General features: G+C 64.9%; 18 protein-coding genes, 1 tRNA gene and 2 pseudogenes. 13 read left to right on the top strand and 8 right to left on the bottom strand.

Features of this window, described 5'->3' with window-relative positions:
• Positions 1–117: 117 nt before the first annotated feature.
• Complete coding sequence (locus KHA85_RS01485) at positions 118–618, top strand: flavodoxin family protein (protein ID WP_213184539.1); 501 nt, start codon at positions 118–120, stop codon at positions 616–618.
• A gap of 2 nt (positions 619–620) precedes the next feature.
• Here the strand turns inward: KHA85_RS01485 and KHA85_RS01490 are convergent, their stop codons facing one another.
• Positions 621–1,067: a hypothetical protein gene (locus KHA85_RS01490; RefSeq protein ID WP_213184540.1), complete on the bottom strand. Its 447-nt coding sequence runs from the start codon at positions 1,065–1,067 to the stop codon at positions 621–623.
• Positions 1,068–1,555: 488 nt separating this feature from the next.
• On the opposite strand from KHA85_RS01490, the pseudogene KHA85_RS01495 reads away from it, so the two are divergent.
• Positions 1,556–2,977: pseudogene (locus tag KHA85_RS01495) on the top strand (ABC transporter substrate-binding protein).
• 60 nt (positions 2,978–3,037) lie between these two features.
• Here KHA85_RS01495 and KHA85_RS01500 read toward each other — a convergent pair.
• The 3 genes from KHA85_RS01500 to KHA85_RS01510 all read right to left on the bottom strand — a co-directional run bounded on the left by KHA85_RS01500 (position 3,038) and on the right by KHA85_RS01510 (position 6,526).
• Positions 3,038–4,705, bottom strand: coding sequence for a DEAD/DEAH box helicase family protein (locus tag KHA85_RS01500; RefSeq protein WP_236885002.1), 1,668 nt, complete (start codon positions 4,703–4,705; stop codon positions 3,038–3,040).
• 217 nt (positions 4,706–4,922) lie between these two features.
• Positions 4,923–5,765: a hypothetical protein gene (locus KHA85_RS01505; protein ID WP_213184542.1), complete on the bottom strand. Its 843-nt coding sequence runs from the start codon at positions 5,763–5,765 to the stop codon at positions 4,923–4,925.
• Positions 5,762–6,526, bottom strand: a complete 765-nt coding sequence (locus KHA85_RS01510; protein WP_213184586.1) for a MerR family transcriptional regulator — start codon at positions 6,524–6,526, stop codon at positions 5,762–5,764. Before KHA85_RS01510 ends, KHA85_RS01505 begins: the two co-directional genes overlap by 4 nt.
• Positions 6,527–6,626: 100 nt before the next feature.
• Here KHA85_RS01510 and KHA85_RS01515 point away from each other — a divergent pair, with 100 nt between their 5' ends.
• The 10 genes from KHA85_RS01515 to KHA85_RS01560 all read left to right on the top strand — a co-directional run bounded on the left by KHA85_RS01515 (position 6,627) and on the right by KHA85_RS01560 (position 20,209).
• Positions 6,627–7,100, top strand: coding sequence for a hypothetical protein (locus KHA85_RS01515; protein ID WP_213184543.1), 474 nt, complete (start codon positions 6,627–6,629; stop codon positions 7,098–7,100).
• A 208-nt stretch (positions 7,101–7,308) separates the two neighbouring features.
• Positions 7,309–8,586 (top strand): phosphopyruvate hydratase, encoded by a 1,278-nt coding sequence (gene eno / locus KHA85_RS01520; protein WP_213184544.1) that lies wholly within the window; start codon positions 7,309–7,311, stop codon positions 8,584–8,586.
• Positions 8,587–8,605: 19 nt separating this feature from the next.
• A complete protein-coding gene (locus KHA85_RS01525) occupies positions 8,606–9,520 on the top strand; it encodes an FtsB family cell division protein (RefSeq protein WP_213184545.1) in 915 nt (304 codons plus the stop codon).
• Position 9,521: 1 nt separating this feature from the next.
• Positions 9,522–10,073, top strand: coding sequence for a DUF501 domain-containing protein (locus KHA85_RS01530; protein WP_213184546.1), 552 nt, complete (start codon positions 9,522–9,524; stop codon positions 10,071–10,073).
• Positions 10,070–11,050 carry a Ppx/GppA phosphatase family protein gene (locus KHA85_RS01535; RefSeq protein WP_308936816.1) on the top strand — a complete coding sequence of 327 codons (981 nt, stop codon included), beginning with the start codon at positions 10,070–10,072 and terminating at the stop codon, positions 11,048–11,050. Before KHA85_RS01530 ends, KHA85_RS01535 begins: the two co-directional genes overlap by 4 nt.
• 51 nt (positions 11,051–11,101) lie before the next feature.
• Positions 11,102–11,175, top strand: a tRNA-Leu gene (locus KHA85_RS01540).
• Between the two features lie 132 nt (positions 11,176–11,307).
• Complete coding sequence (locus KHA85_RS01545) at positions 11,308–14,583, top strand: helicase-related protein (protein ID WP_213184547.1); 3,276 nt, start codon at positions 11,308–11,310, stop codon at positions 14,581–14,583.
• Between the two features lie 7 nt (positions 14,584–14,590).
• A complete protein-coding gene (locus KHA85_RS01550) occupies positions 14,591–15,259 on the top strand; it encodes a DUF4391 domain-containing protein (protein ID WP_213184548.1) in 669 nt (222 codons plus the stop codon).
• Between the two features lie 13 nt (positions 15,260–15,272).
• Entirely contained in the window at positions 15,273–17,123 is a 1,851-nt protein-coding gene (locus KHA85_RS01555; RefSeq protein WP_308936818.1) for a site-specific DNA-methyltransferase, read from the top strand.
• A 5-nt stretch (positions 17,124–17,128) separates the two neighbouring features.
• Positions 17,129–20,209, top strand: coding sequence for a type III restriction-modification system endonuclease (locus KHA85_RS01560; RefSeq protein ID WP_213184549.1), 3,081 nt, complete (start codon positions 17,129–17,131; stop codon positions 20,207–20,209).
• A gap of 342 nt (positions 20,210–20,551) precedes the next feature.
• On the opposite strand, the gene KHA85_RS01565 is transcribed toward KHA85_RS01560, so the two are convergent.
• A complete protein-coding gene (locus KHA85_RS01565; protein ID WP_308936819.1) occupies positions 20,552–21,517 on the bottom strand; it encodes a 5-methylcytosine restriction system specificity protein McrC in 966 nt (321 codons plus the stop codon).
• A gap of 122 nt (positions 21,518–21,639) precedes the next feature.
• Positions 21,640–22,344 carry an ATP-binding protein gene (locus KHA85_RS01570; protein ID WP_213184550.1) on the bottom strand — a complete coding sequence of 235 codons (705 nt, stop codon included), beginning with the start codon at positions 22,342–22,344 and terminating at the stop codon, positions 21,640–21,642.
• Between the two features lie 149 nt (positions 22,345–22,493).
• Between KHA85_RS01570 and KHA85_RS01575 the strand changes: the two are divergent.
• Positions 22,494–23,806 (top strand): annotated as a pseudogene (locus KHA85_RS01575) (ISL3 family transposase).
• A gap of 38 nt (positions 23,807–23,844) precedes the next feature.
• On the opposite strand, the gene istA reads toward KHA85_RS01575, so the two are convergent.
• Positions 23,845–25,410 (bottom strand): IS21 family transposase, encoded by a 1,566-nt coding sequence (istA, locus tag KHA85_RS01580; RefSeq protein WP_213184551.1) that lies wholly within the window; start codon positions 25,408–25,410, stop codon positions 23,845–23,847.
• Positions 25,411–25,482: 72 nt separating this feature from the next.
• Positions 25,483–25,704, bottom strand: coding sequence for a VOC family protein (locus tag KHA85_RS01585; protein ID WP_213184552.1), 222 nt, complete (start codon positions 25,702–25,704; stop codon positions 25,483–25,485).
• Between the last annotated feature and the right edge of the window lie 340 nt (positions 25,705–26,044).

The raw sequence follows: 26,044 nt of genomic DNA on the forward strand, positions 1-26,044 counted from the left end.
CGGGAGCAAGATGTAATCCGAGGGGCGGATTTTCGCGAGACAGAGCAGAAGGGCGCCGCGAGCGGAGTAGCGTTCCCGCTCACACATTTAGGTGAGTGGGCGAGGGGGAGAGGCGCCATGGCCGGACTACTCGTAGTGGAGTCGCTGTGGGGGAACACCGAGCGGCTCGGGCGGGAGATCGCGGCCGCGTTCGGCGCGAACATACAGGTCGTCGATGCGGTGTCCGCGCCGGACAAGCTCGCCGACGACGTCGACTTCCTCATCGTCGGCGGCCCTACCCACGCCTTCACCATGTCGACTGCGGCGACACGCGAATCGGCTACGCAGCAGGGCGCCCCGTCCATCCCGGCGCGCGGCATTCGCGAGTGGATCGAGTCGGTACAGCCGCCCACACGCGCGGTGCCGGTGGCGACGTTCGATACGCGAGTGGTCAAGCCCCGCCTGCCCGGTTCGGCGGCCAAGAAGGCCATGAAGAAGCTGGTTGCGCGCGGGTTCCGCCCGGCCGCCAAGCCCGAGACCTTCGGCGTCCACGGCTATGGAGGCCCTATCGCGGACGGCGAGGTGGAGCGGGCACGCGCCTGGGGAGCGGAGCTGGCGGCGCTCGGCCCTCTCGACTGACTTCAGCGCCGCCCACCATCGCGCCGCGAGGCGACCACCGCCGGCGCGATCCCGAGTAGCGCGAACACCAGGATGAGCTGGAGCGTACCGGCGGTGAAGTAGATCCCGTGCAGCGCCGAGAACCCGCCCATCACGGCCAGCTCGACGAAGATCCAGATGATCATGGCGAACCCGGCGAACGCCGCCCAGAACAGCGCGGTGGCGGCCCGACGCACCTCGGCGATCACGGCGACCAGCTGAGTCCCGCCGATCACCACGATGAGCAGCATCGCCGGCCAGACGTAGCTGGTGAACCCCGAGCCGGCGATGACGTCGATCGGGATGCCCATCGACCCGGGCGTGAGCAGCCCGATGCCGCCGCCGATCGCCGACAGCGCGTTGAATCCGCCGACGCCGATCAGCGCGCCACGCACCAGCCGGGTCGGGATCCGCGGGTGGGTGTCGGTCATGGCGCGATGGTATCCACCGCGTTCCTGTCCGTCCGGGGGTTGAGGCCGGTGCGCGGGGAAGAGGTGCCGACGACGATGACGACGACGACAACGCCCGCCGAGGCTCTACCGGGACTTCGCGTCGCACTATCACCCGGGTGTCCGCCCCCTCACCGATTTCTCTTCCATCGGGAAGGCACGTCCGGACGGGTGCCGAGTTCGGCGAATCGCGCGACAGTGTGCTCTGTGTCACTTAGTTTTCTGAGTAGCTGACACCTGTCACTTACCTAGTGTTCGCGCCCGACTCCCACCCCTCAGGAGAACCGATGAGACGCATCCCCACCGCCGCCGCTGCACTGGCGATCACCGCGCTCGCGCTGTCCGCGTGCGATTCGAGCGAGGCCGATCCCGCTGCGGCTGCCGATCAGGACACGCTGGCGATGCCCGCCGACGACGCCCGGTGTACCGAGGACAAGGCCGGCGGCACGATCACCACGGGCACGTATGTCATGCTGCCGTCGTTCTCGCCCGGTCAGGGGCAGGTGGGCGTGCGGGGCGGCGCGGAGTCGGCGGCCGTCTACGACCGGCTCGTGCGCTGGGACACCCGCACCGAGACGTTCGAGCCGAAGCTCGCCGAGTCACTCGAGAGCTCCGAGGATCACACGGTGTGGACGTTGACGCTGCGAGAGGGCGTGACGTTCTCCAACGGCGACCCGCTCACCGCCCAGGACGTGGCCTTCACCATGGGCCTGCACAAGGACCCGGCCACGCGCTCGACGGCCATGACCGACGTCCAGCAGATCGAGCAGACGCGGGTGATCGACCCGCTGACCGTCGAGTTCACGCTCGCCGAGCCGTGGTCCGCGTTCCCGGTCCTGCTCGCCGGGTCGGCGGGCGAGGTGATCCCCGAGAAGGCGTACACCGAGGCGGGCCCGGAGAAGTGGGCCCGCTAGCCGGTGGGCGCCGGGGCGTTCACGCTCGCCAGCTACACGCCCAATCAGGAGATGGTGCTGGATCCGAATTCCGACTACTACGGCGGCCCGGTGTGCCCCACGCTGAGGTTCATCCAGATCCCGGGCTCGCAGTCCACGCTCGAGGCGTTCCAGAACAACGAGGTGGAGGTCGCGTTCCTGCGCGGGTCCAAGTTCGCGGACATGGCCCGCGAGGCGGGTGCGCAGGGCTACGAGGAGATCACCAGCGCCGGTCGGCTGGTCTACATGAACAACGGGGCCGCGGGCTACGACGGGATCCTCACTGATCAGCGCGCACGCCAGGCCGTGACGCATGCGATCGACAGGGAGCTGCTGCTCGGCCGGCTGGGCGACGACCCGGCCCAGGCCACGTCCGCGCTACTGGCCGACTCGTCCCGCTTCTTCGACGGGCAAGAGGGGCCCGCGCTGGACGTCGAGCGTGCGACCGAGCTGGTCACCGAGCTCAAGCAGGAGACCGGCTGGGACGGCTCACTCACGCTGCTGGTGTCGGACGTGCCGGAGAACCGCGAGGCGGGGATCGTCATCAAGGCGATGCTCGACGCCGTCGGCTTCGATGTGACCGTGGAGGTCGCGCCGGCCTCGGCGGCGAGCGCGCGTCAGTTCACGGGCGACTACGAGATGGCCTTCGGCGGCCTGGCCACCTCCGACGCCGACCCGGCTTCCACGCTGGCGAGTTCGCTCATGCCGGGCGGCGCGCTCAACGTGTCGGGCGTGGACGATCCCGCGTTCGCGGACGCCATCTCCGCGCTCAAGGCCGCCCCGGACGTCGACTCCCAGAAGACGGCGTACGCCGACCTGCAGGAGGTTCATAACGAGGTGGCGCCCTACGCGGTCTTCGGCAACGGCGTCGAGCTGGTGACGATCGGCGAGTCGGTAATGGGCATCAGTCCGACCATCTCCTCGACGATGCTCTTCGACGGCGCGTTCATCGAGGAGTAGGCGCTCGCCCGGGAGTAACCGCTCGCCAGGGGAGTGGCCGACCGCCGGAACCAGACCGCCTTAGCTGAGTTCGTCCGCCAGTTTCGCGGCGGGGATCCAGTCGATCCCGAACACCCGGGCCACCTCGGAGAACGTCGAGGCATCCGTGTCGGTGCTGGTCGCGGAGGCGATCAGGCGGGACAGCATCACCGTGCCGGCTCGTTCCTCGATCGTCCCCGCCGCCGCCAGGAGCGACCAGGAACAGACCTGGTGGTTCCGGTGGGCGCGGCCCATCGTCTGCTCGGCCAGGAGTCCCGAGTAGCGGGCCTGGTGGAAGAAGCCCCTGCGCGGGGTGCCGGTCGCGAACGATCCGTCGGCGAACTGCTCGCTCGCCTGCAGGTTGATCGCGGTGGGCGTGTTGAACACCACCACAGGCGCCTCGCCGCGCTGGAAGCGCATCCGCTCGGTCTCGGCCTCCGGATTGGAGCCGTAGATCCGCGCCACCGGGATGCCGTCCGCCTCGAGCATCTCGGCCACCGGGTGCGCGGCGGTGGAGACCATCTCGGTGGCGATGAGCACCTGGTAGCCGCGGGCGAGTTCGGCCTTGGCCGCGGCCACAGTGTGCTCAACGCGAATCATCGACGCCTTCTGTCGCAGCCTCACCAGCGCAGCCAGCCCGCGGGCGATGTTCCTTCCTGTCCTGGCCAGCTGCATCTCGCGCTGGAAGTCTCCCCACTCCAGCTCGTAGGCCCGCCACTGGTCGGGGGTCAGCTCCACCAGGTCCACGTCGAAGGGCGGCGGCCCCCACACCGCGGACCGGGTGAGCATGAGCGGCGGATCGTGTCGCAGCAGGATGTCGCGCACGTCGCTGATGGCGGCTTGCTGCGTCTGCAGCGAGTCTTTGGCCTCGGCGCTCCACGTCCACTTGCCGTAGGAGGGTTCCAGGGGCACGCCCCGGTCGGCCAGCGCTCGACCGAAGTCCGCCCACTGGGCCGGCGGATCTCCGTGTACCTGGGCGTACAGCGACGACATGTAACCCCATTCGCCGGGGTGATGCCCCGGGGTGGCGGTGATCGTCAGGACGAACGGGGCCGTCTCGTGCGGCGAGTTCATGCGGGTCAGTCGCCGCATGTAGCTGGTGCGCTTGCTGTCGTGGCGGAACTGGTGGGCCTCGTCGATCACCGCGACGTCGACTTTCAGCCGTGGCCGCCCGTTCCGGGCCATGAGCTTGCTCAGGCTGTCGGAGGACATGATGATCCAACGCAGCTCGTCGTCACCCAGGGCGGCGATGGTGCGACGCCATGACGGGATGGTGATGCGGGCTGGCCGGTCCACCGTCACGAGGATGGTGCGGGCGCCGCGCTCGCGCGCAATCGCCTTCGCTGCGGCCACCGCGACCAGCGTCTTACCGGTGCCCACGTCATTGGCCAGATGAACCTGCCGGAACCCGCGCTCAGCGGCCGTGGCGATCGCATCGACGTCCGCGCGCTGCTCCGGGCGCAGACTCATCGGCGCGGCGGTCGCACCCGGGCCCGTGCTGCCGTTGAGCTCGTCCTCCCGCCACCGCAGGTAGGAGTACGGCTTGCTGGCGTAGGGCTCCAGTGACTCGGGCAGGGAGGTCCCGACGTACGCGTGCGCCGTGAGCGACTTGTAGTAACTCACCCCGGCCGGCATCCCACCGCCCAGCCCGCCCCAAGGGAGCTCCAGCAGCCACACCCGCTGTCCGGGCGGGATAGTCGGGACCGCCATCGCCGCGCTGGACTTCTTGGCCGACGTCGCCCGCGTGGAGCTCGCGCTTTTCGCCGACGCAGCCCTCGTGGATCTCGTCTTGCGCCTAGTGGAGGTCTTGCGTGGGGACAGGGTCGCCATCAGCTCTCTGCCCCGATGTGGGCGGGGACGACGACGGGTGAGTCCACAACATTCTCCTGGATGGTCCTGGCAAGGCTTGGCTCACTCTAGGGGTCGACTACGACGCCGTCGGTGCCCGAGCCTCTGACCGCACGGCGCGCACCGCGGCCTCCGGGTCATCGACCTGCAATCGCACCACGGACACCTCCCGCAACGCGGGCGCACGCCACCCGAATTCCGGGACCGACGCCGCAACGGGCTGCGAGAGCGTGAGGCTGAGGTTCGTTCCGTCGGGCCCGGGTAGCACGAGCGCGCCACCGCGGTCGTCGTCGCCGGTGATCTCGGCGTTGGTGGGGGAGAGCCGCCGCTCCCGGCGCACGTCCGCCACCGCGTCGAGCGGTATGCGCGCGCAGACGTGCGGCCCACTGCGCAGGGTCAGCACGCCCCGGTCGAGGAGGTGCGGCCGCACGATCCGCCCGGCCAGCCACCCCAGCACCATGAGGAGCCCGTAGATCCCGAGTAGGTCCAGAACGAGCCGGACCAAGTGCCACGGGACCAGCAGGTGGACGGCCACGAGTTCGATGGTCGCCGCGACGGCCAGCGCGATCGGCATGCCGAGGGTGCCGCGCGCGTAGCCGATCGGCACCGCGCCGGCGGGGACGTCGGGACGCCGGGTCACCCAGCGCGCGAGCGACGCGACGGTGCGGGCCTCGGCCGCGGCCAGGCGTAGGTAGGGATCGTCGGCGGCCAGCGCGCGCAGGGCCTCGCGGCGGGTCTCGGTGAGGGCGCGGTGCGCGCGGTAGCGGCGGACATAGCCCGTGACGACGAGCGCGCCGAGGGGGATCTCCACGATGAGGAAGAGGGCGAGCGCGACGGCGGGTCCGATCGTGCCGGTCGCCAGGAGTGCGGCGTCGGTGGCGACGACGACGAGGGCGATCAGCGGAACCAGTCTGCTGTTCATAGCTCGACTCCCAGGGCGCTGAACGTGCGGCGCAGCACCTCGCGCTGGGCCGGGTCGGGGAGGAGCTGGTCGAGCGTGGGGCCGGTGAGCGAGTCGTCCATGTCTGCCGAAGCGCCGGTGATGATCGAGCGGATGGTCGGGTCGGCGATCAGACTCTCGACGAGCCGGGCGATCTCCGGCTCGACGTCGGCGGGGCGTCGGCCCTCGATGCGGTGGAATCCGGCGAGGAGATCGAGATACCTGCGGCGCCGCTCTTCGTCGGTCGCAAGGGCGGAGTACGCGGCGGCGAGTTCGTCGGGAAGGTCGCCACGGAGGGCGGCGAGGTCGAGCATGTCGCGCTCGAGCTTCACGAGGGCTGCGAGGTCCGGATCGTCGCTCGCCTCGGAGCGACACAGGTCGAGGGCGCGGGCGACGGGCTCGGGCAGGAGGCCCGGGGGCAACCCGGCGGCCGCGCGCTGGGCGATGGCGTCCAGTCGGTCGCGTTGGCGGGTCAGGGCCGCGATCCGCTGGTCGATGCCGTCGCGAATCGCGGCGAGGTCGGTCGCGGGGTTTCCGGCCTCCGGTTCGAGGAGGGCCGCAATCTCTTTGAGAGGCACGCCGGAGTCGGACAGGAACGCGATCCGCGCGATGCGGGCGAGGTCGGCGACGTCGTATTCGCGGTACCCACCGGAGGTCCTGGCCGGCTCGGCGACCACTCCGAGGCGGTGGTAGTGCCGGATGCTGCGAGCGCTGATGCCGACGATCTGGGCGACCTGGCCGATTCTCGTGCCTCGATCATCAAGCTTGACACTGTGACAAGGTCAAGGCCCGGTGAGTCGTAGAGCACCTTCGTCCTGGGATCGCCGCCCTACCATTCGGCAGGTGAACGACTTCGCGGATCTGAGCGTGGCTGAACTCCTGCGGCTGTGGGCTGGCAGCGCGACGGAGCTCAAAACGAGGGGCGTCATCCAGACCCACAACATGGTCGGGGAAATCGCCGAGGCGGTGGCGCACGCGTATCTCGGTGGCAGGCGGGGGTCATTCAGTCAGCCAGGCTGGGACATCCTCACCGAGGCCGGTGAGCGCGTCCAGGTGAAGGGGATCCGGCACACCGCGGATCGGAAGAGGCTCAACACGAGCGCGATCCGCGATGAGAACTACGAATCGGTGCTGATCATCGAGTTCGACGAGTACTTCGAGCGTGCAGAAGGCTCCCGAATCGAGCGTCGGGTAGTCGAGGAGATGTGCCCGATCACGCCGCACATCAACGGCCGGATCATCAAGCTGACATCGCGCTTCCGGGCCGACGAGCGCGTGAGCCGCATCGATCTGACGGAATACCTCGAGGCTCTATGAGCCCTGGCGGTATCCGGGCGGGTCTGCGGGCGGGGGATTTCGACCGGTGTAAGCGTACGAATGGGTGAGACAGTAGCCCCCTCGCACGCCCCCGGCGCCGCCTCGGCACGCCGCGGAGAGGCTCGTGGAACAATGGGCCGCGGACTGCGCCCGCCCACGCGGCGCCGGCCACGCACACGAACCCACGAACTTCCCCCAAGGAGCACAGATGGCGCTTATCGAGCAGGTCGGAGCCCGGGAGATCCTCGATTCGCGAGGCAACCCCACCGTCGAGGTGGAGGTGCTTCTGGACGACGGCTCGTTCGGCCGCGCCGCCGTGCCGTCCGGTGCGTCCACCGGCGCCCACGAGGCCGTGGAGCTTCGCGATGAGGACGATCGCTACCTGGGCAAGGGCGTCACCAAGGCCGTGGAGGCCGTGCTGGACGTCCTCGCCCCCGCCGTCATCGGCATCCCCGCCGAGGACCAGCGCGTCGTGGACGAGGCCCTCCTCGACGCCGATGGCACGCCCAACAAGTCGACCGTCGGCGCCAACGCCGTTTTGGGCGTCTCGCTGGCCGTGGCCCGCGCTGCCGCCGAGTCCGCCAACCTCGAGCTCTACCGCTTCATCGGCGGCTCCAACGCGCACGTCCTGCCCGTGCCCATGATGAACATCCTCAACGGTGGCGCCCACGCCGACTCGGGCGTCGACGTCCAGGAGTTCATGATCGCTCCCATCGGCGCCCCGACCTTCCGCGAGGCCCTGCGCATGGGCACCGAGGTCTACCACCACCTCAAGACCGTCATCAAGGACCGCGGCCTGTCCACCGGCCTGGGCGACGAGGGCGGGTTCGCCCCCTCCGTCGAGTCCACGACGGCCGCGCTGGACCTTATCGTCGAGGCCATTCAGAAGGCCGGCTACGAGCTGGGCACCGACGTGGCGCTCGCGCTCGACGTGGCCGCCACCGAGTTCTTCAAGGACGGCAAGTACCACTTCGAGGGCAAGCAGCTCTCCGCCGCCGAGATGGCCGACGTCTACGCCGAGCTGGTCAACAAGTACGCGCTCGTCTCGATCGAGGACCCGCTCGACGAGGACGACTGGGACGGCTGGAAGACCCTCACCGACATGATCGGCGACAAGGTCCAGCTGGTCGGCGACGACCTCTTCGTCACCAACCCGCAGCGCCTGGCCGACGGCATCGAGAAGGGCCTCGCCAACGCCCTGCTGGTCAAGGTCAACCAGATCGGCACCCTCACCGAGACCCTGGACGCCGTGGACCTGGCCCACCGCAACCGCTACGCGTCGATGATGTCGCACCGCTCGGGCGAGACGGAGGACACGACCATCGCCGACCTCGCCGTGGCCTGCAACTGCGGCCAGATCAAGACCGGCGCCCCGGCCCGCTCGGAGCGCGTGGCCAAGTACAACCAGCTGCTGCGCATCGAGGAGATGCTCGGCGACGCCGCCCGGTACGCCGGTGCCGGTGCCTTCCCGCGCTTCAAGGCCTGAGTAGTCGAGAGGAGGGCTCATGGCCCGCCCACCGCGCCCCTCGGACCGCCGGGGAGACGCACGCGATCGCGCGTCGTCCCGGCGGCCCGGTGAGGCGTCGGGTGCCATCCGACGCCGGGCGACCGGGGCGGGCCGTGGGACCACCGGCGGCCGCGGCACCGGAGCCGACGCGCGCGGCGCCGGAGCCGGAGGCCGCAGTGCAGGCGATGACGGCGCCGTAGGGGCCGGAACCGACCAGCCCGCCGACGGCACTCGCCGGCAGCCGCCCCGTCGGCGGACGCCGAGCCGCGAACGCGACCGGCCCGTCCCGGCGTCCGCTCGCTCCGGCAGGATCGGCACCACCGCGCATCCGGAGGCCCACCGTCTCACCACGCGCACGGACCTGTCCGACACCCTGTTGGGCCCGCGGAACTACACGCCGCGGCGGATCGGTCTCCTCGCCGTCGTCGCCATAATCCTGTTGGTCACGGTCTCGTTCCCGCTGCGCAACCACTACCAGTTCCTCCGCGACGAGAAGGCCGTGGCGCAGGAGCGGGCCGCGCTCGAGGCGACGATCGCCGAGCTCGAGGCCGAGCAGGAGCTGCTGTCCGACCCGGCCTACATCGAGCAGCAGGCCCGCATCCGCTTCGGCGCCGTGAAGCCGGGGGAGACGCCGTACCGGGTGTCCATGGTGGATCCGGTGGAACAGGCGGCGGCCGAGCAGCGGGCGGCGGAGATCGCGGCGCTGCCCTGGCAGACGCGGGTGTGGCGGTCGATCTCCGAGCCGACCGACCCGATCATGCCGGAGGACTCGGCGCTGCTCGAGGGCACGTCCATCCCCGGCGGCCCCGACACCCCGGCCGTACCGGTCGTCCCCGACGGCGTGCCCGGCGGTGACGACCCCGCCGCCCCCATTCCGGGCGGCGTCCAGGAACAACCACAGGAGAACCCCTAGCGTGAGCGCCGAACAAAGCGTGTCCCAAGCTGACCTCGACGCGATCGCCGCCCAGCTGGGCCGGCCGCCGCGTGGGGTGCTGGAGGTGTCCTACCGCAGCCCCGACGGCAAGCCCGGCGTGGTCAAGACCGCGCCGCGGTTGGAGGACGGCACCCCGTTCCCCACTCTGTACTACCTCACCGATCCGCGGCTCACCGCCGAGGCGAGCCGTCAGGAATCGGCGGGGATCATGAGGGGGATGACGACGAGGTTGGGCGCCGAGCCCGACCTGGCCGCGAACTATCGCGAGGCGCACGAGCGGTACCTGGCCAAGCGGAACGCGATCGAGGACCTCGGCACGGACTTCAGCGGTGGTGGCATGCCCGAGCGCGTCAAGTGCCTGCACGTGCTCATGGCGTACGCGCTGGCCGAGGGGCCGGGCGTGGTGCGGCTAGGCGATGAGTCGGTGGCGCTGGCCTGCGAGGCCGGGCTGCGCGGCACCGCTCTGCCTGCCGACTGGCCGACGCCCGAGGAGCTGGGGATCCCGGACTACCTCGCCATGGACGAGCAGTGACCGCTGCTGTGCGCGTCGGCGCGATCGACTGCGGCACCAACTCCATCCGGCTGCTCGTCGCCGAGGGCGTCCCCGGCGAGCCCGGACTCGTGGACGTGGTCCGCGAGATGCGGATCATCCGCCTGGGCGAGGGCGTGGACGCGACCGGGCGGCTGTCCGGGGGGGCGCTCTCCCGCTGCCGCACGGCCCTCACCGACTACGCGGCGACCATGGCCGAGCTCGGGGTGCAGTCGGTGCGGATGGTGGCCACCTCCGCGACCCGCGATGCGGCGAACAAGGACGAGTTCTTCGGCATGACCGCCGAGGTGCTGGGCGCCCACTTTCCGGGTGCTGTCGCCGAGGTGATCTCGGGGCAGACCGAGGCCGAGCTGACCTTTGCCGGCGGTGTCTCGGACCTCTCGCCGAGTGACGGCCCGTTCGTGGTGACCGACCTCGGCGGCGGGTCCACGGAGATCGTGGTGGGCGAGCTCGCCCGCGGTGAGGTGCGCCTGCTGGGAGCTCGCAGCCTGGACATCGGGTGCGTGCGGATCACCGAGCGGGTGCTGCACTCGGACCCGCCCACCGCCGTCGAGGTCGCCGAGGCGCGCGCGGTGGTCACCGAGGCGTTGGTCGAGACCGGCGACGTGCCGGTGGGCCGCGCCGCCCGTTGGGTGGGGGTCGCCGGCACCTTCACCACGTTGAGCGCGCTGGCGCAGAACCTGGGGGAGTACGACCAGGAGCGAATCCACGGCAGCGTCATCTCGCTGGGCCGGATGCGCGAGGTGTGCGACCGCTTGGTGGCCTCGTCGGTGACTGAGCGGCGCAGCCTGGGGGCGATGCATCCGGGCCGCGCGGACGTGATCGGTGGGGGAGCGATCGTGGTCCAGGCGCTGTGTGATGAGATATTTGAGCGCGCGGGGTTGTCCGAGCTCACGGTGAGTGAGAAGGACATCCTGGACGGCATCGCGATGTCGGTGCTGACCCGCTTGGCCGGCTAGCCCGACTCGGCGCCCTACGCGCCACCCGAGCCCGCCCCGGCGGGCCGGCAAGCCCCCATAGCCCAATTGGCAGAGGCAGACGGCTTAAAACCGTTTCAGTGTCGGTTCGAGTCCGACTGGGGGCACGGCCACCGCAGACGTTGCAAGGCACTTATCCGCAGAACCCTCTGCACTCAGACGAATGTCCATTAAGGTAACTTAAGTTCTTGCGTCGCATCGGCGGGGTGCGGCAAGTTTTGAGTGAGCGTAGGGATGCCGTGCGAATAATCGACAACGTCAACGATCTGCTCGGCGACGACCTCCGAGGCGAGATCACCTCTGGAACGAAAGTGCGCATCGCTGCGTCGACCTTTTCGATATTCGCGTTCGAGGCCCTGCGCAAGGAGCTTGAGCAGGTCTCCGAACTTCAGTTCATTTTCACCACGCCGTCGTTTGTGACGGAGGAGGTGACCGACAAGCTTCGCAAGGAGCGTCGCGAGTTCTTTATTCAGGGTGGGCAGGCCGAGTCGAGCCTCTACGGCTCGGAGTTCGAGATCCGGTTGCGGAACAAGCTCACCCAGCGAGCGATTGCTAGGGAATGCGCTGACTGGGTGCGACGGAAGGTGAAGTTCCGGTCGAACGCCACCAGCAGCCCGATGCAGCCGCTCGCCGCTGTCGACGATGGTGCCGTCTACTTCCCGATCCAGGGCTTTACCACCACGGACCTTGGTTACGAACGGGGGCCGGCGGTGTCGAACATGGTCACCAAGTTCGAGGGCGCACCCGAGACTGGGCAGTTCCTTGGCATCTTCGACCAGATATGGAACAACCCGGACCAACTCGACGATGTCACTCAGGCCGTGCACGACCACATCGCGAGTGTGTATGCGGAGAACTCGCCGGCCAGGATCTACTTTCTGATCCTCTACAACCTGTTCGCCGAGTTCCTCGACGACATCAGCGAAGACGTCCTTCCTAATGATCGGACCGGCTACCAGAACACCAAGGTTTGGAACAGCCTTTACAACTTCCAGCGCGATGCGGCAACCGGGATCATCAACAAACTCGAGACCTACAATGGCTGCATCCTTGCAGATAGCGTCGGCCTCGGTAAGACGTTCACCGCGCTCGCTGTCATCAAGTACTACGAACTGCGCAACAAGTCGGTCCTCGTACTGTGCCCGAAGAAACTCGCCGAGAACTGGACAAACTACAACGCAAATCTGACCACCAATATCTTCGCCGGCGACCGCTTCAATTACGACGTGCTTGCCCATACCGACCTGTCCCGCACCCGCGGAGAGTCGATGGGGCTGCGTCTCGATCGGGTCAACTGGGGCAACTACGACCTTGTCGTGATCGACGAGTCCCACAACTTTCGCAATGCCGATTACGCAGAGGAAAAGGAGTCCCGTTACCAGCGGCTCATGCGTCAGGTTATCCGTGAGGGCGTGAAGACCAAGGTCCTGATGCTCTCGGCCACCCCGGTGAACAACCGGTTTAACGATCTGAAGAACCAACTCCAGCTCGCCTACGAGGGTGAGTCCGAGAACCTCTCACAGCACCTGAGCATTTCGACTACCGTCGAGAAGGTTTTCAAAGATGCGCAGACCGTCTTCAACGAGTGGTCCAAGCTCGACCCGCAGGACCGCACGTCCGATCGCATCCTCCAGATGCTCGACTTCGACTTCTTCGAACTCCTCGATGCCGTGACGATCGCCCGCTCCCGCAAACACATCCAAGCGTTCTACGACACCACCGCGGTTGGAGCGTTCCCTGATCGGCTCCCGCCGAAGTCGATCCGCGAACCGCTCACTGATCTGCCCGATGTTCCGGGCTTTAACATCATCTTCGAGCAGCTCCAAACACTCACCCTTGCGGTGTATACACCCCTGGCCTACGTCTTCCCCAGTCGGATCGGCAAGTACGAGGACCTCTACAACGTCACCGCTGGCAATGCGCGAGCCAACCTCGGGCAGCAAGGGCGTGAGCAGGGCCTCAAGAAGCTCATGACCGTCAATCTGCTCAAGCGGTTGGAGAGCTCGGTCGATGCATTTCGGCTGACTCTGTCGAAGATCGAGCACAGCGTGGATCGGACGCTGGGTCTGCTCGGCTCTCACACGAGCCCGGTCTCCGAACTCGGCTCCGACCTGTCGGATCTCGATCTTGATGTAGATGACGAAGACGACGCGAGTCTGGAAGCGCTCACCTTTGGGAAGAACATCAAGATCGACCTCGACGACATCGACCTCGAGTCCTGGCGTCGGGATCTGTGGAACGACCGCACGACCCTTCAGATTCTTCTCGGTGAGATGCGCAAGGTCACCCCGGAGCACGATTGCAAGCTCCACGCACTCAAGCAACTCATCGCGCACAAGGCAGCGCACCCGATCAATCCTGACAACCGCAAGGTTCTGGTGTTCTCGGCGTTTGCCGACACCGCGAACTACCTCTATAGCGAACTCGCACCAGGTCTCGCCGCGGCAGGATTGGAGACGGCACTGATCACCGGCGGTGGCCACGGTGCGAAGACGACCCTGGGCACCGGGTTCGACTTCCAGCAGGTCATGTCGTTATTCTCGCCCCGCTCGAAGCAGCGTCATCTTGTGATGCCGAATGAAACACGAGATATCGACGTCCTCATCGGCACCGACGTGATCAGTGAGGGACAGAACCTGCAGGACTGCGACTATCTGATCAACTACGACATCCACTGGAATCCGGTGCGCATCGTCCAGCGATTCGGCCGCATCGACCGCATCGGCTCGACCAACACCCAAATCCAGCTGGTCAACTTCTGGCCCGACATCTCCCTCGACGAGTACATAAACCTCAAAGAACGCGTCGAGAACCGGATGGTCATCGCGGACCTCGCCGGCACCGCCGACGACAACGTCCTCACCCTCGAAGACAGCGATTCAGCATTCCGCAAGGAACAGCTCCGCAAACTCCAAGACGATGTCATCGAACTCGAGGACGTCCGCACCGGCGTCTCCATCACCGACCTCGGCCTCAACGACTTCCGCATGGACCTTCTCGGCTATCTGAAGGAGTACGGCGACCTCGCAGCCAGACCGAAGGGCCTGCACGCCGTCGTCCCCGCCGACCCTGCCAAGGGACTCGTACCCGGTGTGATCTTCGCGCTGCGAAATATCAATGCCGACGAGAACATAAACCGAGGAAACCGCCTGCACCCGCACTATCTCGTCTACCTCGGCGACGACGGCACCGTCATCGCCGACCACACCGAGGCCAAGCACCTGCTCGACCTTCTCCGCGTCGGATGCCGGCCCCACGACCAGCCCGTCGCCGACGTCGTCCGCGCCTTTAACGAGGCCACCGGGGAGGGTGCGGACATGGGCCGGTATTCGCAGCTGCTCACCGATGCGATCCATTCGATGATCGACATCACCGAGGAACGCGACATCGACAGTCTGTTCACCAGCGGCCATACCACTGCCCTCGCCCAGACCATCGCCGGCCTCGACGACTTCGAGCTGATCGCGTTCATCGCCGTCGTCGACACCGAATCAGGGTTGACGACCAATGAATGATCCGCAGATGACCCTGCTGTACCGGTGGCCCACGGCCGCGAAGTTCGACCGGCGGGTTCCGAAGGAAAAGTTCTATGGCCACGGCACCGTCACTCCCGCGGTTCGCGAGAAGTTCGTCGCCGAGGTGCAGCGCATCACCTGGGCCTACAAGCTCGCCGAAACCACGATCAACCTCGCTGGCAACACCGCGGTCCCCGAGATCCAAATCTTCCAGATCGACGCAAAGGGCACGGACGTCACCGAACCGGTGTTGACAGCGATCGACAAGGCCATCCCATTCCCGATCATCTTCGAGATCAACCGCGACGACGGCGAGACCAGGAGCACCCGGATGGTGGCCGCGCACAAACAACTAGGTTCCGGTGCACCGAAGATCGGCGCCTACTACAGCACAGGCTGGCAGTCGGCCCGGACCGAACGGAAATGCCTTCCGACCTCGATCACCCTGCCGGCCCTCTACACCGCACTACTCGACCCGCTGGCACCGTTGGCGGCGCGACCGGGTGAAGACGTGTCAGAGGTTGCAGCCAGACTGGAGACGGTGCGCAAGCTCGAACGTGAAATCGCCGCGCTGGAACGCAAACTCCGCACCGAACCCCAATTCAACCGCAAGGTTGAATTGCGGCGCGCATTGAAGACGAAGCAAGCAGAACTGACCGTGTTGGTCGAAAGGTAGGCATAGCAAACCCGTGGAGAAGCTGCGCATGACATCGCCCGATCTGACCGAAGTCAACATCGAAAAGCTCGCCAAGCTGTTCCCGAGTGTCGTCACCGAAACCCGCGACGCCGAAGGCAATCCAAAGAAGGCCATAGATTTCGACTTGCTTCGTCAAGAGCTGTCCGATCATGTCGTCGAAGGTCCGCAGGAGCGATACCGGCTCGATTGGCCCGGCAAACGCGCTGCCGCGTTCGCTGCCAACGCCCCCATCGCCAAGACCCTTCGCCCTGTGCGCGAGGAATCCGTCGACTTCGATAAGACTAAGAATCTCTTCATTGAGGGTGACAACCTGGACGCACTCAAACTCCTGCAGGAATCGTACCTCGGCAAGGTCAAGCTTATCTACATCGACCCGCCATACAACACGGGTCGAGACTTCATCTATGCAGATGATTTTGCTGAGTCTGCTAGTGAATACCTCGTTCGGTCCGGTCAAGTTGATTCCGATGGGGCGAGACTTGTTGCGAACACTGAGGCCAACGGACGGTTCCACTCGGACTGGCTTTCGATGATGTATCCACGGCTAAAGCTTGCCCGCAACCTTCTTGCGGACGATGGGCTTATTTTCATTTCTCTTGATGACGGGGAGATCGCGAATCTTCGTCGCATGTGCGATGAAATATTCGGACAAGACCAGTTTCTCGGGCAGGTGATCTGGAAAAAAAGAAATACGCCGCCAAATGATCGAATGCTTGGTGCGCAGCATGACTATATTTTAGTCTACTCTCGCTCCGGTTCTAAAGGGCTCCGGCTCAGGCCGCGATCGGAGGAGCAGATTGCAAGGTATAAAAATCCGGATGGGCACCCAAAGGGCCCGTGGGTTGCGGGCGATCTTACGGCCAATATCAAAGGTGGCCGTTATGTTTCCAGTCTCAATTACCCGATAGTTAATCCGATCACCGGCGAGGAGCATTGGCCTTCTAACGGAGGAAATTGGCGATTCAATGCCAGCAGGATGGCTGAGCTTCTGCAAGAAAACTCGATATACTTTGGCAAGGATGGGAAGTCAGCACCCAAATTAAAGAGATTCCTCTCTGATGTCAAGAGTGGAACATCTTGGACTACACTTTGGGACTTCGCTCCATATAATTCCGCAGGTTCTGCTGAGATGGAGGCACTCTTTGGTAACGGGTCAGTCTTCGAGTCACCTAAGCCGACCGGGTTGCTCAAGTTGATCTTAGAGGCGTCAACCGATCCAGATTCAATCGTCCTCGATTTCTTTGCGGGCTCTAGCTCATTGGCTGCGGCAACGATGATGAAGAACTCTGAAGATGGTGGAAGTCGGAGATTCATCATGGTTCAGCTGGATGAGCCTACTGGTAACTCGCTAGCGGCTAAGGCAGGGTATTCGACTATATCCCGATTGAGCGCCGAGCGAATTCGCAGAGAAGGGGAGAGGATTCACGGCGCAAGCGATATCGGTTTTCGTTTTCTGAAAGTTGATGCTTCAGGTTTTGTAGAGGTTCTTCGGACCCCGGACGAGACCGAGCAGTTAGCGCTCGGTGAAATCGAGGGAAGTGTAAAGCCTGATCGTTCTGGCGAAGACTTGCTGTTCCAGGTGTTGCTCGACTGGGGCCTCGAACTTACTATGGACATTGCTATTGAGCAGATCGACGGTCAAGAGGTCTTCGTGGTCGAGGACGATGCTTTGATCGCCTGCTTTGACGCTGAGGTCAGTCCCGAGCTGGTGCGTACCATTGCTGAGCGCGGACCCTTACGCGCTGTATTCCGTGATTCGTCCTTCGCTTCGGATGCTGCCCGCATCAACGCAGAGCAGATCTTCCGCGAGGTCTCGCCGTCCACCGATGTGAAGGCGGTCTGACCACGATGAAGCTTCAGTTCAAGGTTCAGCAGTATCAAACCGACGCCGTCGACTCGGTGGTAGAAGTGTTCGCGGGTCAGCCCAAGCACGATGGGATTTCGTACCGGATCGACCCCGGCAACCTCAAGCCGGACGCCAACCCGGGGCTGTTCGAAACAAACGAAACACCGGATTCCGGCCTGCGGAACGCGGAGATCGCACTCACCAGTGCGCATCTGCTTGAAAACACGCACAGGGTGCAACGGTCACGGAACCTGCCGTTAGCGCCGAAGCTGGTGGACAGCAAGGCAGCACCGGGCGCACCGAATCTCGATGTCGAGATGGAGACGGGTACTGGCAAGACCTACGTCTACATCAAGACGATCATGGAACTGAATAAACGGTACGGCTGGTCGAAGTTCATCATCGTCGTCCCGTCGGTTGCGATCCGTGAAGGCGTGCAGAAGTCGTTCGCGGTTACCGCCGAGCACTTCCAGCAGCTCTACGGAACGAAGCCGCGGTCGTTCATTTACAACTCGTCGCAGCTGCACGAACTGGAGCGGTTCAGCTCCGACGCCGGGGTGCAGGTGATGATTATCAACATTCAGGCGTTCAACTCGTCTGGCAAGGACAACCGCCGCATCTATGACGTGCTCGACGATTTCGGGTCTCGCCGGCCGATAGATGTTATCAAGGCCAACCGGCCAATCGTGATCATCGACGAGCCACAGAAGATCGGCGCAGACAAGTCGCTCGCCTCATTGGCCGAGTTCAATGCACTGATGGTGCTGCGCTACTCGGCGACCCACAAGGTCGAGCACACCAAAGTCCATCGCCTCGACGCTTTGGACGCCTACAACCAGAAGCTGGTCAAGAAGATCGCCGTCCGCGGCATCACAGTCAAGGGGCTCGCAGGCTCGACCGCCTATCTATACCTCGACTCGATCGAAATCGCCAGAGACGCCACCCCCCGTGCCCGTGTCGAGATCGAGGTACAGACGAAGACCGGCATCAGGCGCCAGATCAAGCGTCTCGACAAAGGTGACAACCTCCACGCCATCTCGGGCGGAATCGAGGCCTATAAGGGCTTGTTCATCACGGACATCGACGCCAATCGCGACGTGCTCGAACTGAGCAACGGTGACGTGGTTATCGCCGGACAGCTCGCGGACCGTGACGTGACCGAGGAAACCAAGCGACGCATTCAGATCCGGGAAGTCATTCGCGCCCACCTCGACAAGGAACGCGAACTGTTCACCCGGGGCATCAAGGTGCTTTCCCTGTTCTTCATCGACGAGGTTGCTAAGTACCGCGACTACGACCGCGAAGACGCCCTCGGCGACTATGCCCGCATCTTCGAGGACGAATACGAGACGATCCGCGACGACGTGCTCGGTGAACTCGCCCTTGACGAGTCAACCGCCGCGTACCAGGAGTACCTGCTCCGCGACGAGACCGGGACGGTGCACGAGGGCTACTTCTCCATCGACAAGAAGTCTAAGCGGCAAATCGATGGCAAGGTCAGTGGACGGGGCGACGACAAGGGGCAGTCGACCGACACCGATGCCTACGATTTGATCCTCAAGAACAAGGAACGCCTGCTGTCGTTCGAGGAACCGGTGCGATTCATCTTCTCGCACTCCGCACTGCGTGAGGGCTGGGACAACCCCAACGTATTCGTCATGGGGATGCTCAAGAAGAGCGACAACACGGTCTCGCGCCGTCAGGAGATTGGCCGAGGTCTGCGGTTGGCAGTCGATCAGCACGGCGAACGCATGGACAACCCGGCCGTCGTGCATGATATTAACGAACTGACTGTCGTCACCGACGAGTCCTATACCGACTTCGTGACCGGGCTTCAGAAGGAGATTGCCGAGTCGTTGGCGGCACGGCCGCGCGAGGCAAGCGTGAAGTTCTTCACAGGCAAGACCATCCAGACTCCCAATGGCGAATCCGTCGTAGAGGAGGCGCTCGCGCAAGCGCTGTACAAGTACCTGATCAAGAACGACTACCTCAACGACGACGACACGATCTCCGAGACGTATAAGCAGGCCAAGGAAGCCGGTACCCTCGTCGAACCCACCTCGGAGGTGCTGCGGCCTGTGATCGAGTCCGTGTTGCCGCTCGTGGATTCGCTGTACCTCGAAGTGAAGGTAATCGGCGAGGACGGCCGCAAGCCGAAGAAGATCCCGCTCAACGAGGCCAACTTCGCGAAGAAGGAGTTCCGGGCGCTCTGGGGCCGGATCAACCACAAGGCGGTCTACCAGGTCGAGTTCGACTCGAACGAGTTGATCCGCAAATGCATTCAGGCGCTCGACACCCACCTCAACGTGGCCGCGATGCAGTACGTCCTCATCGAAGGACAGCAAAAGGACGATCTTGACGCCGAGGACCTCACCAATACGGCCGGATTCGACCGAACGCGGACACGGACTCATACCGAGACTGTGACTGCCGGCTCACAAGTGAAGTACGACCTTCTCGGCGAGATTACCGATAAGACCCAACTCACCCGACGTACAGTCGCCTCCATCCTGGGCGGAGTCACACCGGAGACGTTCGCGAAGTTCCGGCTCAACCCGGAACAGTTCATCACCGAAACCGCCCGGCTCGTCAACGAGCAGAAAGCGACCGTGATCGTTGAGCACCTGACCTATGACACACTCGAAGACCGATTCGACTCGGCGATCTTCACCGAGAATCAAACAAAGCAGGACTTCACGCAGGCCGGCGACAAGCTGCGCAAGCACATCTACGACTACGTCGTCACCGATTCCAAGGTCGAACGCGCCTTCGTCGACGAGATGGACACCAGCAACGAGGTCGCGGTCTACGCCAAACTCCCACGAGGCTTCTTCATCCCGACTCCCGTCGGTGACTACAACCCCGACTGGGCGATCGCGTTCACTGAGGGAAGCGTTAAGCACGTGTACTTCGTCGCCGAGACGAAAGGCTCTCTGTCGAGTCTGCAGCTCAAAGGGGTCGAGAACGCCAAGATCGAGTGTGCCCGTAAGTTCTTCGAGTCGATCAATGCGAAGAACGGACAGGACGTCAGATACAACGTCGTCACGGACTACACGGAGCTGATTCAGCTCGTGACCACGTAGCCGAGGTGAGCGGCCTTCTCATCTCCTCGAAGTGAGAAGCCCCAAGACAAACTGACTGTCGTCGATGATCAGCAGCTCCACGTCCGAGAGGTCATTGAGCATCCGATGCTCATACTCGCGCTACCCGATCATCAGAACCCTGCTTTCCGAAGCACGTCCCTAACAGGCCGCGGGCCGCGGGGAGCGCGAGAGCGTGTTTGCCCAGTCGGACTGAGCAGGTCGGGGAAGGGCCAATTATGGAGGTGCGAAACGCGGATAGCGAGCGGCCAGCACCGAGAGTTGCCTCGAGAATTCAAACGCGCGGCCGAGTGGCTTTGTTGCCGGACGAAATTCGACGGCCCTCTAACAACCCAGCCACGTCGTGATGCTGTCCAATTGAGTCTTCAGTTGATTCCACGGCTGACTCAGATCGAGTGTGCGGGCACCGATTCGAGTTCCCTGGACGGTCATGTCGAGGTTGGGCTGCGCTGGCGCATTAGTGCGTGCATACAGCAGAAGCCCGCTGACGGACCCGTCCTGAGTGACATCGGCATTCTTTGCGTACGCCAGAATTTGGTATAGATTCTCCGAGCTGACGGACTCCTTGCCCCACTGTCCGGTCTGCAATGACTTACTGTAGTACTTGGCATCAACTAGCAGGGACCTCCTACCGAAGTTAAGTCGGAGGTCGGTCTTCATGGTTGGAAGATGTTCGGTCCCAGACGACAGCAACTGGTCGTAATCCCAGGCGATGTACGGAGCTCTGGGAGACAGTTCTGGGCGGTGGAATGCAAAGTACTCGAGCAGGAACCGCTCGTAGAGTCGACTCATGGCCTCGTCGGGGAGCCAGGTGGTGAGCTTCTTGTCGCCGGAGCTGTCGGTCAGTAGTAGCCCGCGGACAACCAACTCACACACTCCTAGCAGCAAACGGTACGAGGCGTTACTGCGGTGGACGGTGAGGCCGGACCACCGGATCGAGGTCGGGGCGACTGTGGTGACGGCATCCATATAGGGCAGTAGGCGCCGGAGGGCCTCCTTGCGGCTCTTACTGATCTCGCCATGACGAACCAGCAGGATGATCACGGACTTCAGCGCGCGATTGTGGGGTGTGTCCGGGTCGTACTCGTCGTAACCGCAGATCAGCCGACCGCGGCTTCCGGAGTGCTCGGCGATGCTGCGCGAGACATCGATCCGGCCACGAACCGTCGCCAGTTCCTCCCGACGGTGCACATAGTCGTGGTGCATGCCCCGCTTGACCTGCGTCCCTACTCCGCGGACCAAGATCTCCGCGAAGAGGTCGTGAAGATTGTCGAACTGCTCCGTCCCCACGGTGTCGGTGAGTATTTGAAGGCTTGGGGGCCACCGGATATTGCCTTCGGGGGCCAGCAGTATTGCCGTTGGGGGCCGGTGATCGCGCCTGTCGGGGCCACCGACCCCCAGCGGGGTCTTCGCTACTGGTGCGCGGCGGCGTGCTCGCGCATGTTGTGGGTGCCGGTGTCGATCCAGATGGCGCTGTGGACGATGCGGTCCATGATGGCGTCGGCGTGTACCCCGGAGCCCAGGCGTTGGTGCCAGTCCTTCTTCGCGTACTGCGTGCAGAAGACGGTGGATCCGGTGTCGTAGCGGCGCTCGAGCAGTTCGAGCAGCATGCTGCGCATCGCTTCATCGGGGTGGTCGAGGAGCCATTCGTCGATCACGAGTAGAGAGAACGCGGCGTACTTCTTGAGGAACTTCGTCTGACCCTGCGGTCGGTCTTTCGCCAGCGCCCAGGCCTCTTCCAGGTCGGGCATTCGGATGTAGTGCGCCCGGTACCGGTGGGTGCAGGCTTGCTTGGCCAGGGCGCAGCCGAGGTAGGACTTTCCCGAGCCGGTGAACCCCTGGAACACGACGTTCTGTTGGCGATCGATGAACGAGCAGGTGGCCAGCTGGGCGAGCACGGCTCGGTTCAGTCCGCGCTCGTCGATCAGGTCCACTCGCCGCAGGTCAGCGCTCGGGTACCGCAGTCCTGCTCGGCGGATGAGGCCGTCGACTTTGGAGTGGTTGAAGCTCTCGTGGGCGTGGTCGACGACCAGCTGCAGCCGCTCATGGAAGCTCATCCCGAGAACGTGGTCCTCGTGTTGCGCCTCGATCGCCTCCAGCAGGGGCTGGGCGCCCATCTCGCGGAGCTTGCGTTTGGTGGCCCTTCCGGATTTAGAGTGCGTAGCTGGGGTTCGCCGGTGATGCGGTGAGGCACAAGATGTAGGGGTCCTGGGGCGTGTGAAGATGCAAGTTCCTACACCAGCACTTCGCATCCCCAGGACCCGCTTTGAACGCTACCTCCAGTCTGCTTGCCGACACCATCTGCCGCACCGGCGAACTTGGGGTGACCATCACCGACGTCGCCGTGGCCGACGAGCTCACGCACTTGTTCTGCGCCCCGGTCACGCTGGACCCGGTGTGCGCTGAGTGCGGGATGGCCGGCCGCCTTCGTGATCATGTCGAACGGAAGGTCACGGATCTACCGATCGTCGGTCACCCGACCAGGCTGCACGTGCGGGTACCGGGTTTCACCTGCGACAACATCGAATGCGAGACGCGGATTTTCCAGCAGCGGATGCCGGCGTTGGCTGAGCCGAGGGCCAAGACCACCCGCCGTTGCAGCTGCTGGATTCTGCAGCGTCTGGCGATCGATCGCACCAGCGTGTCCGCGGTGGCCAAGGCCCTCGGGCTGGGGTGGGATCTGGTCAACGATCTAGCACTGCCGGAGACTCGCACGATTGTCTACGACCAGCCCGGCCACTTCGACGGAGTCCGTGTCCTCGGGGTCGATGAGCACAAGTGGAAGCACGTGCGCGGTGACGGCAGCAGCTCGTTCGCCCGCCGTCCTGGTCGACCTGACCCCGGTGGACGGCACCGGCCCGTCCCGCCTGTTGGACATGGTCCCGGGGCGTTCGGCGATGGTGCTCACCGAGTGGCTCGATGCCCGTGACCAGGTGTTTCGAGACCGAGTCAAGGTAGTGACTATGGACGGGTTTGCCGGCTACCACTCCGCGGCCGCCAGCGCGGTGCCCGCTGCCCGGACAGTGATGGACCCCTTCCACGTCGTGCACCTGGCCGCCGACAAGCTCACCGTGTGCCGCCAACGCATCCAGCAGGCCACCACCGGGCACCGGGGCCGCACGGGAGATCCGCTGTACGGCATCCGCCGCACCCTGCGCACCCGCGCTGAGCTGCTGACCGACAAGCAGAAGGTCCGCCTGTTCAAGGCGTTCACCGCCGACGATGCGCACGCGGCGGTGGAGGTCACCTACGGCGTCTACCAGCGACTCATCGCCGCCTACGAGGCCACCGGCAAGCGGGAGAGCAAGATCGCGATGTACAAGCTCCTGCGCTCAATCCGGACCGGGGTGCCCAAGGAGTTGCCAGAGCTCGCACAGCTCGGCCGGTCACTGTGGAAGCGGCATCGGGAGATCCCGGCCTACTTCGACGTGGGGGCCTCCAACGGCCCCGTCGAGGCCATCAACGGGCGCCTCGAGCACCTCCGCGGAATCGCCCTGGGCTTCCGCAACCTCGGGGCACTACATCCTGCGGTCACTGATCCACTCCGGACAGCTCCAGAATCGGATCAACGCACTCTAAATCCGGAAGGGCCCGTTTGGTCTCGATGTCGATGGCGCTCATCGTGTGCCTCCGGCGTAGTAGTCGGCGCCGCGCACGTAGCCGCCGACCTCAGCGGGTGCTTCTTGTGCCGGTCGCAGGGCCGCGGCCTTGTCCTGGCCGGTGACCAGGATTGGTTGGATGTGCGCGTACCGGGGCGAGCGCACCGGACCGGTCAACGCCAGTGCGCACGCGGCTTCGACCCGCTCGGCCGAGAAACGGCGAGAAAGGCGCAGCACCGCCAGGGCGGCGTCCAGGCCCTGTTCGTCGACCGGGACGGATTCGAAGACCCGGTTGACCACAATCACCGCCGCCGGCCCCACCCGCTCGGCCCACTGGCGTACCCGAGGTGCGTCCCACTGTTGGTATCGCTCGCCAGCTGGGAGGTCGGCGTCGTTAGTGCGGTACTGCCCTGATGTCTGCTCGGGAAGCAGAAGGTGGCTGGAGATCCGCTCGGTGCCGCGGTAGATCTCCAGCGTTCGGGCGGTGATCCGCACGTCGACCTTGGTGCCGATATGCGCCAGCGGGGCGGAGTAGAAGTTGCGCTCGAACACCACGTGCCCGTTGCGGCCCACGCGGCGGCCGTAGAGCCACCGGCTGATCTCGTACGCCACCGCCGGCAGCGGCGTCAGCAGCGGCTGCTCATCCGCGGTGAACACGCCGAGTCTTGAGCCGGGACGCTTCTGGAACGGTTCGCGATTGTAGGCGTCCATCCGCTCACCGATCGCCTCCGCCAGCTCGGGCAGCGCGTGGAACGTCCGGTCCCGCAGGCCGGCGATCACCCACGTCGCCACATGCAAGACGGTGTTCTCGGCCCCAGATTTGTCCTTAGGACGCCGTATCCGGCCTGGTAAAACGGCTGCCGAGTAATGAGCGGCCATCTCCCGGTAGGCATCATTGAGCACGATCTCCCCCTCGCGGGGATGCTTGACCACCCCGGTCTTGAGGTTGTCACACACGATCCGCGGCACCGAACCACCGAAGAACTCGAACATCGCCACGTGCGCCCGCAGCCACGCGTCCTGCTGCATATCGGTCGCCGGATAGACAAAGGCGTACCGGCTAAACGGCAGGCACCCAACGAACAGGTACACCTTCCGCGTCGCCCCGGTTGCCGGGTCGGTGAGCTCCATCGTGGGGCCGGACCAGTCGACCTCGACCGTTTGGGCGGCCTTGTGGCCGACGCGGGAGGCGGCGCCGGTGACCATCACGTGCCGCTGGTAGGTCTTGCACCACCGGTCATAGCCCATCGCCGGTGCCTTCGAGGCGGCGCACTGGTCGGTGTACTCGCCGTGTAGCAGCTTCAGCGTGACCCCGACCCGCGCCATCTCCCGGTGGACCTGCTCCCAGTCCGGCTGGGCGAACACGCTCTCGTGCTCCCCGCGGCCCGGGAACAGGCGTGTATACACCTGCTCATCGCTGAGCTCGGCGACGTCGTCCCAGCTCGTCTCCGTCGCGTCGGCAGCCTCCAGCACCGCAGTGATGCTCTTGCGGGACATGCCCTGCGAGGCGGCGATCGCCCGCCCCGACAGGCCCTCGGCGCGAAGCTGCAGCACAAGCTTTGCCCTGATCTTCCGTACAGTCACGGATTGCTCCTTCCGCCACGTGCCCTCTACACGCGGCGGAAGGAGCCTAAGGACCGGTGGCCCCCACGGACGCTACTGCCGGCCCCCAAGCGCAATAATCGCGTTTCCGGACACTGGCCCCCGAAGGCAATAGCGATGGCCCCCAGTGAGACGAATATTCACGTGGGCAAGGAGTGGATCGGCGTCGCCGCAGGCACCTTCGCCCAGGTCTACGACGTCGTGGGCGAGGGTGCGCCAGCGGTCGAGGTCGGTGGTGTCGATTGTGAGGTAGCCGAGGGCCCGGATGTCGCCCACGGAGTGTCCTTTGGATGTTGCCAGCGGGAATGGCCCGCAAAGCGCGCACTGACGGCGTCAGCGCGCTGCCCTCTTGGTCGGACGCGGTGTACGGGCGCTGACTGCTACCAACCGAAAACGACGACGACGGCCTGCAGCCCGTGAGGCAGAGAGCTGCCGCTCGGTCGTGTAAGCCAGGAGGCGGCTCTCGCGATTTCGAAGCACAACTTGCGGGAACCGCCAGACTCCGTCCTATTCGGCTAGAGCCAGGCGCGAACCCCATCGTGGTAAGAACATTGTATGGCTCGGATTAGAAAATTAGCTCAGCTGACTCAGAGCATTAGGCCGCACAAGACAGAGG

Source organism: Dietzia massiliensis, from assembly GCF_018390595.1.
Lineage (GTDB): Bacteria > Actinomycetota > Actinomycetes > Mycobacteriales > Mycobacteriaceae > Dietzia > Dietzia massiliensis.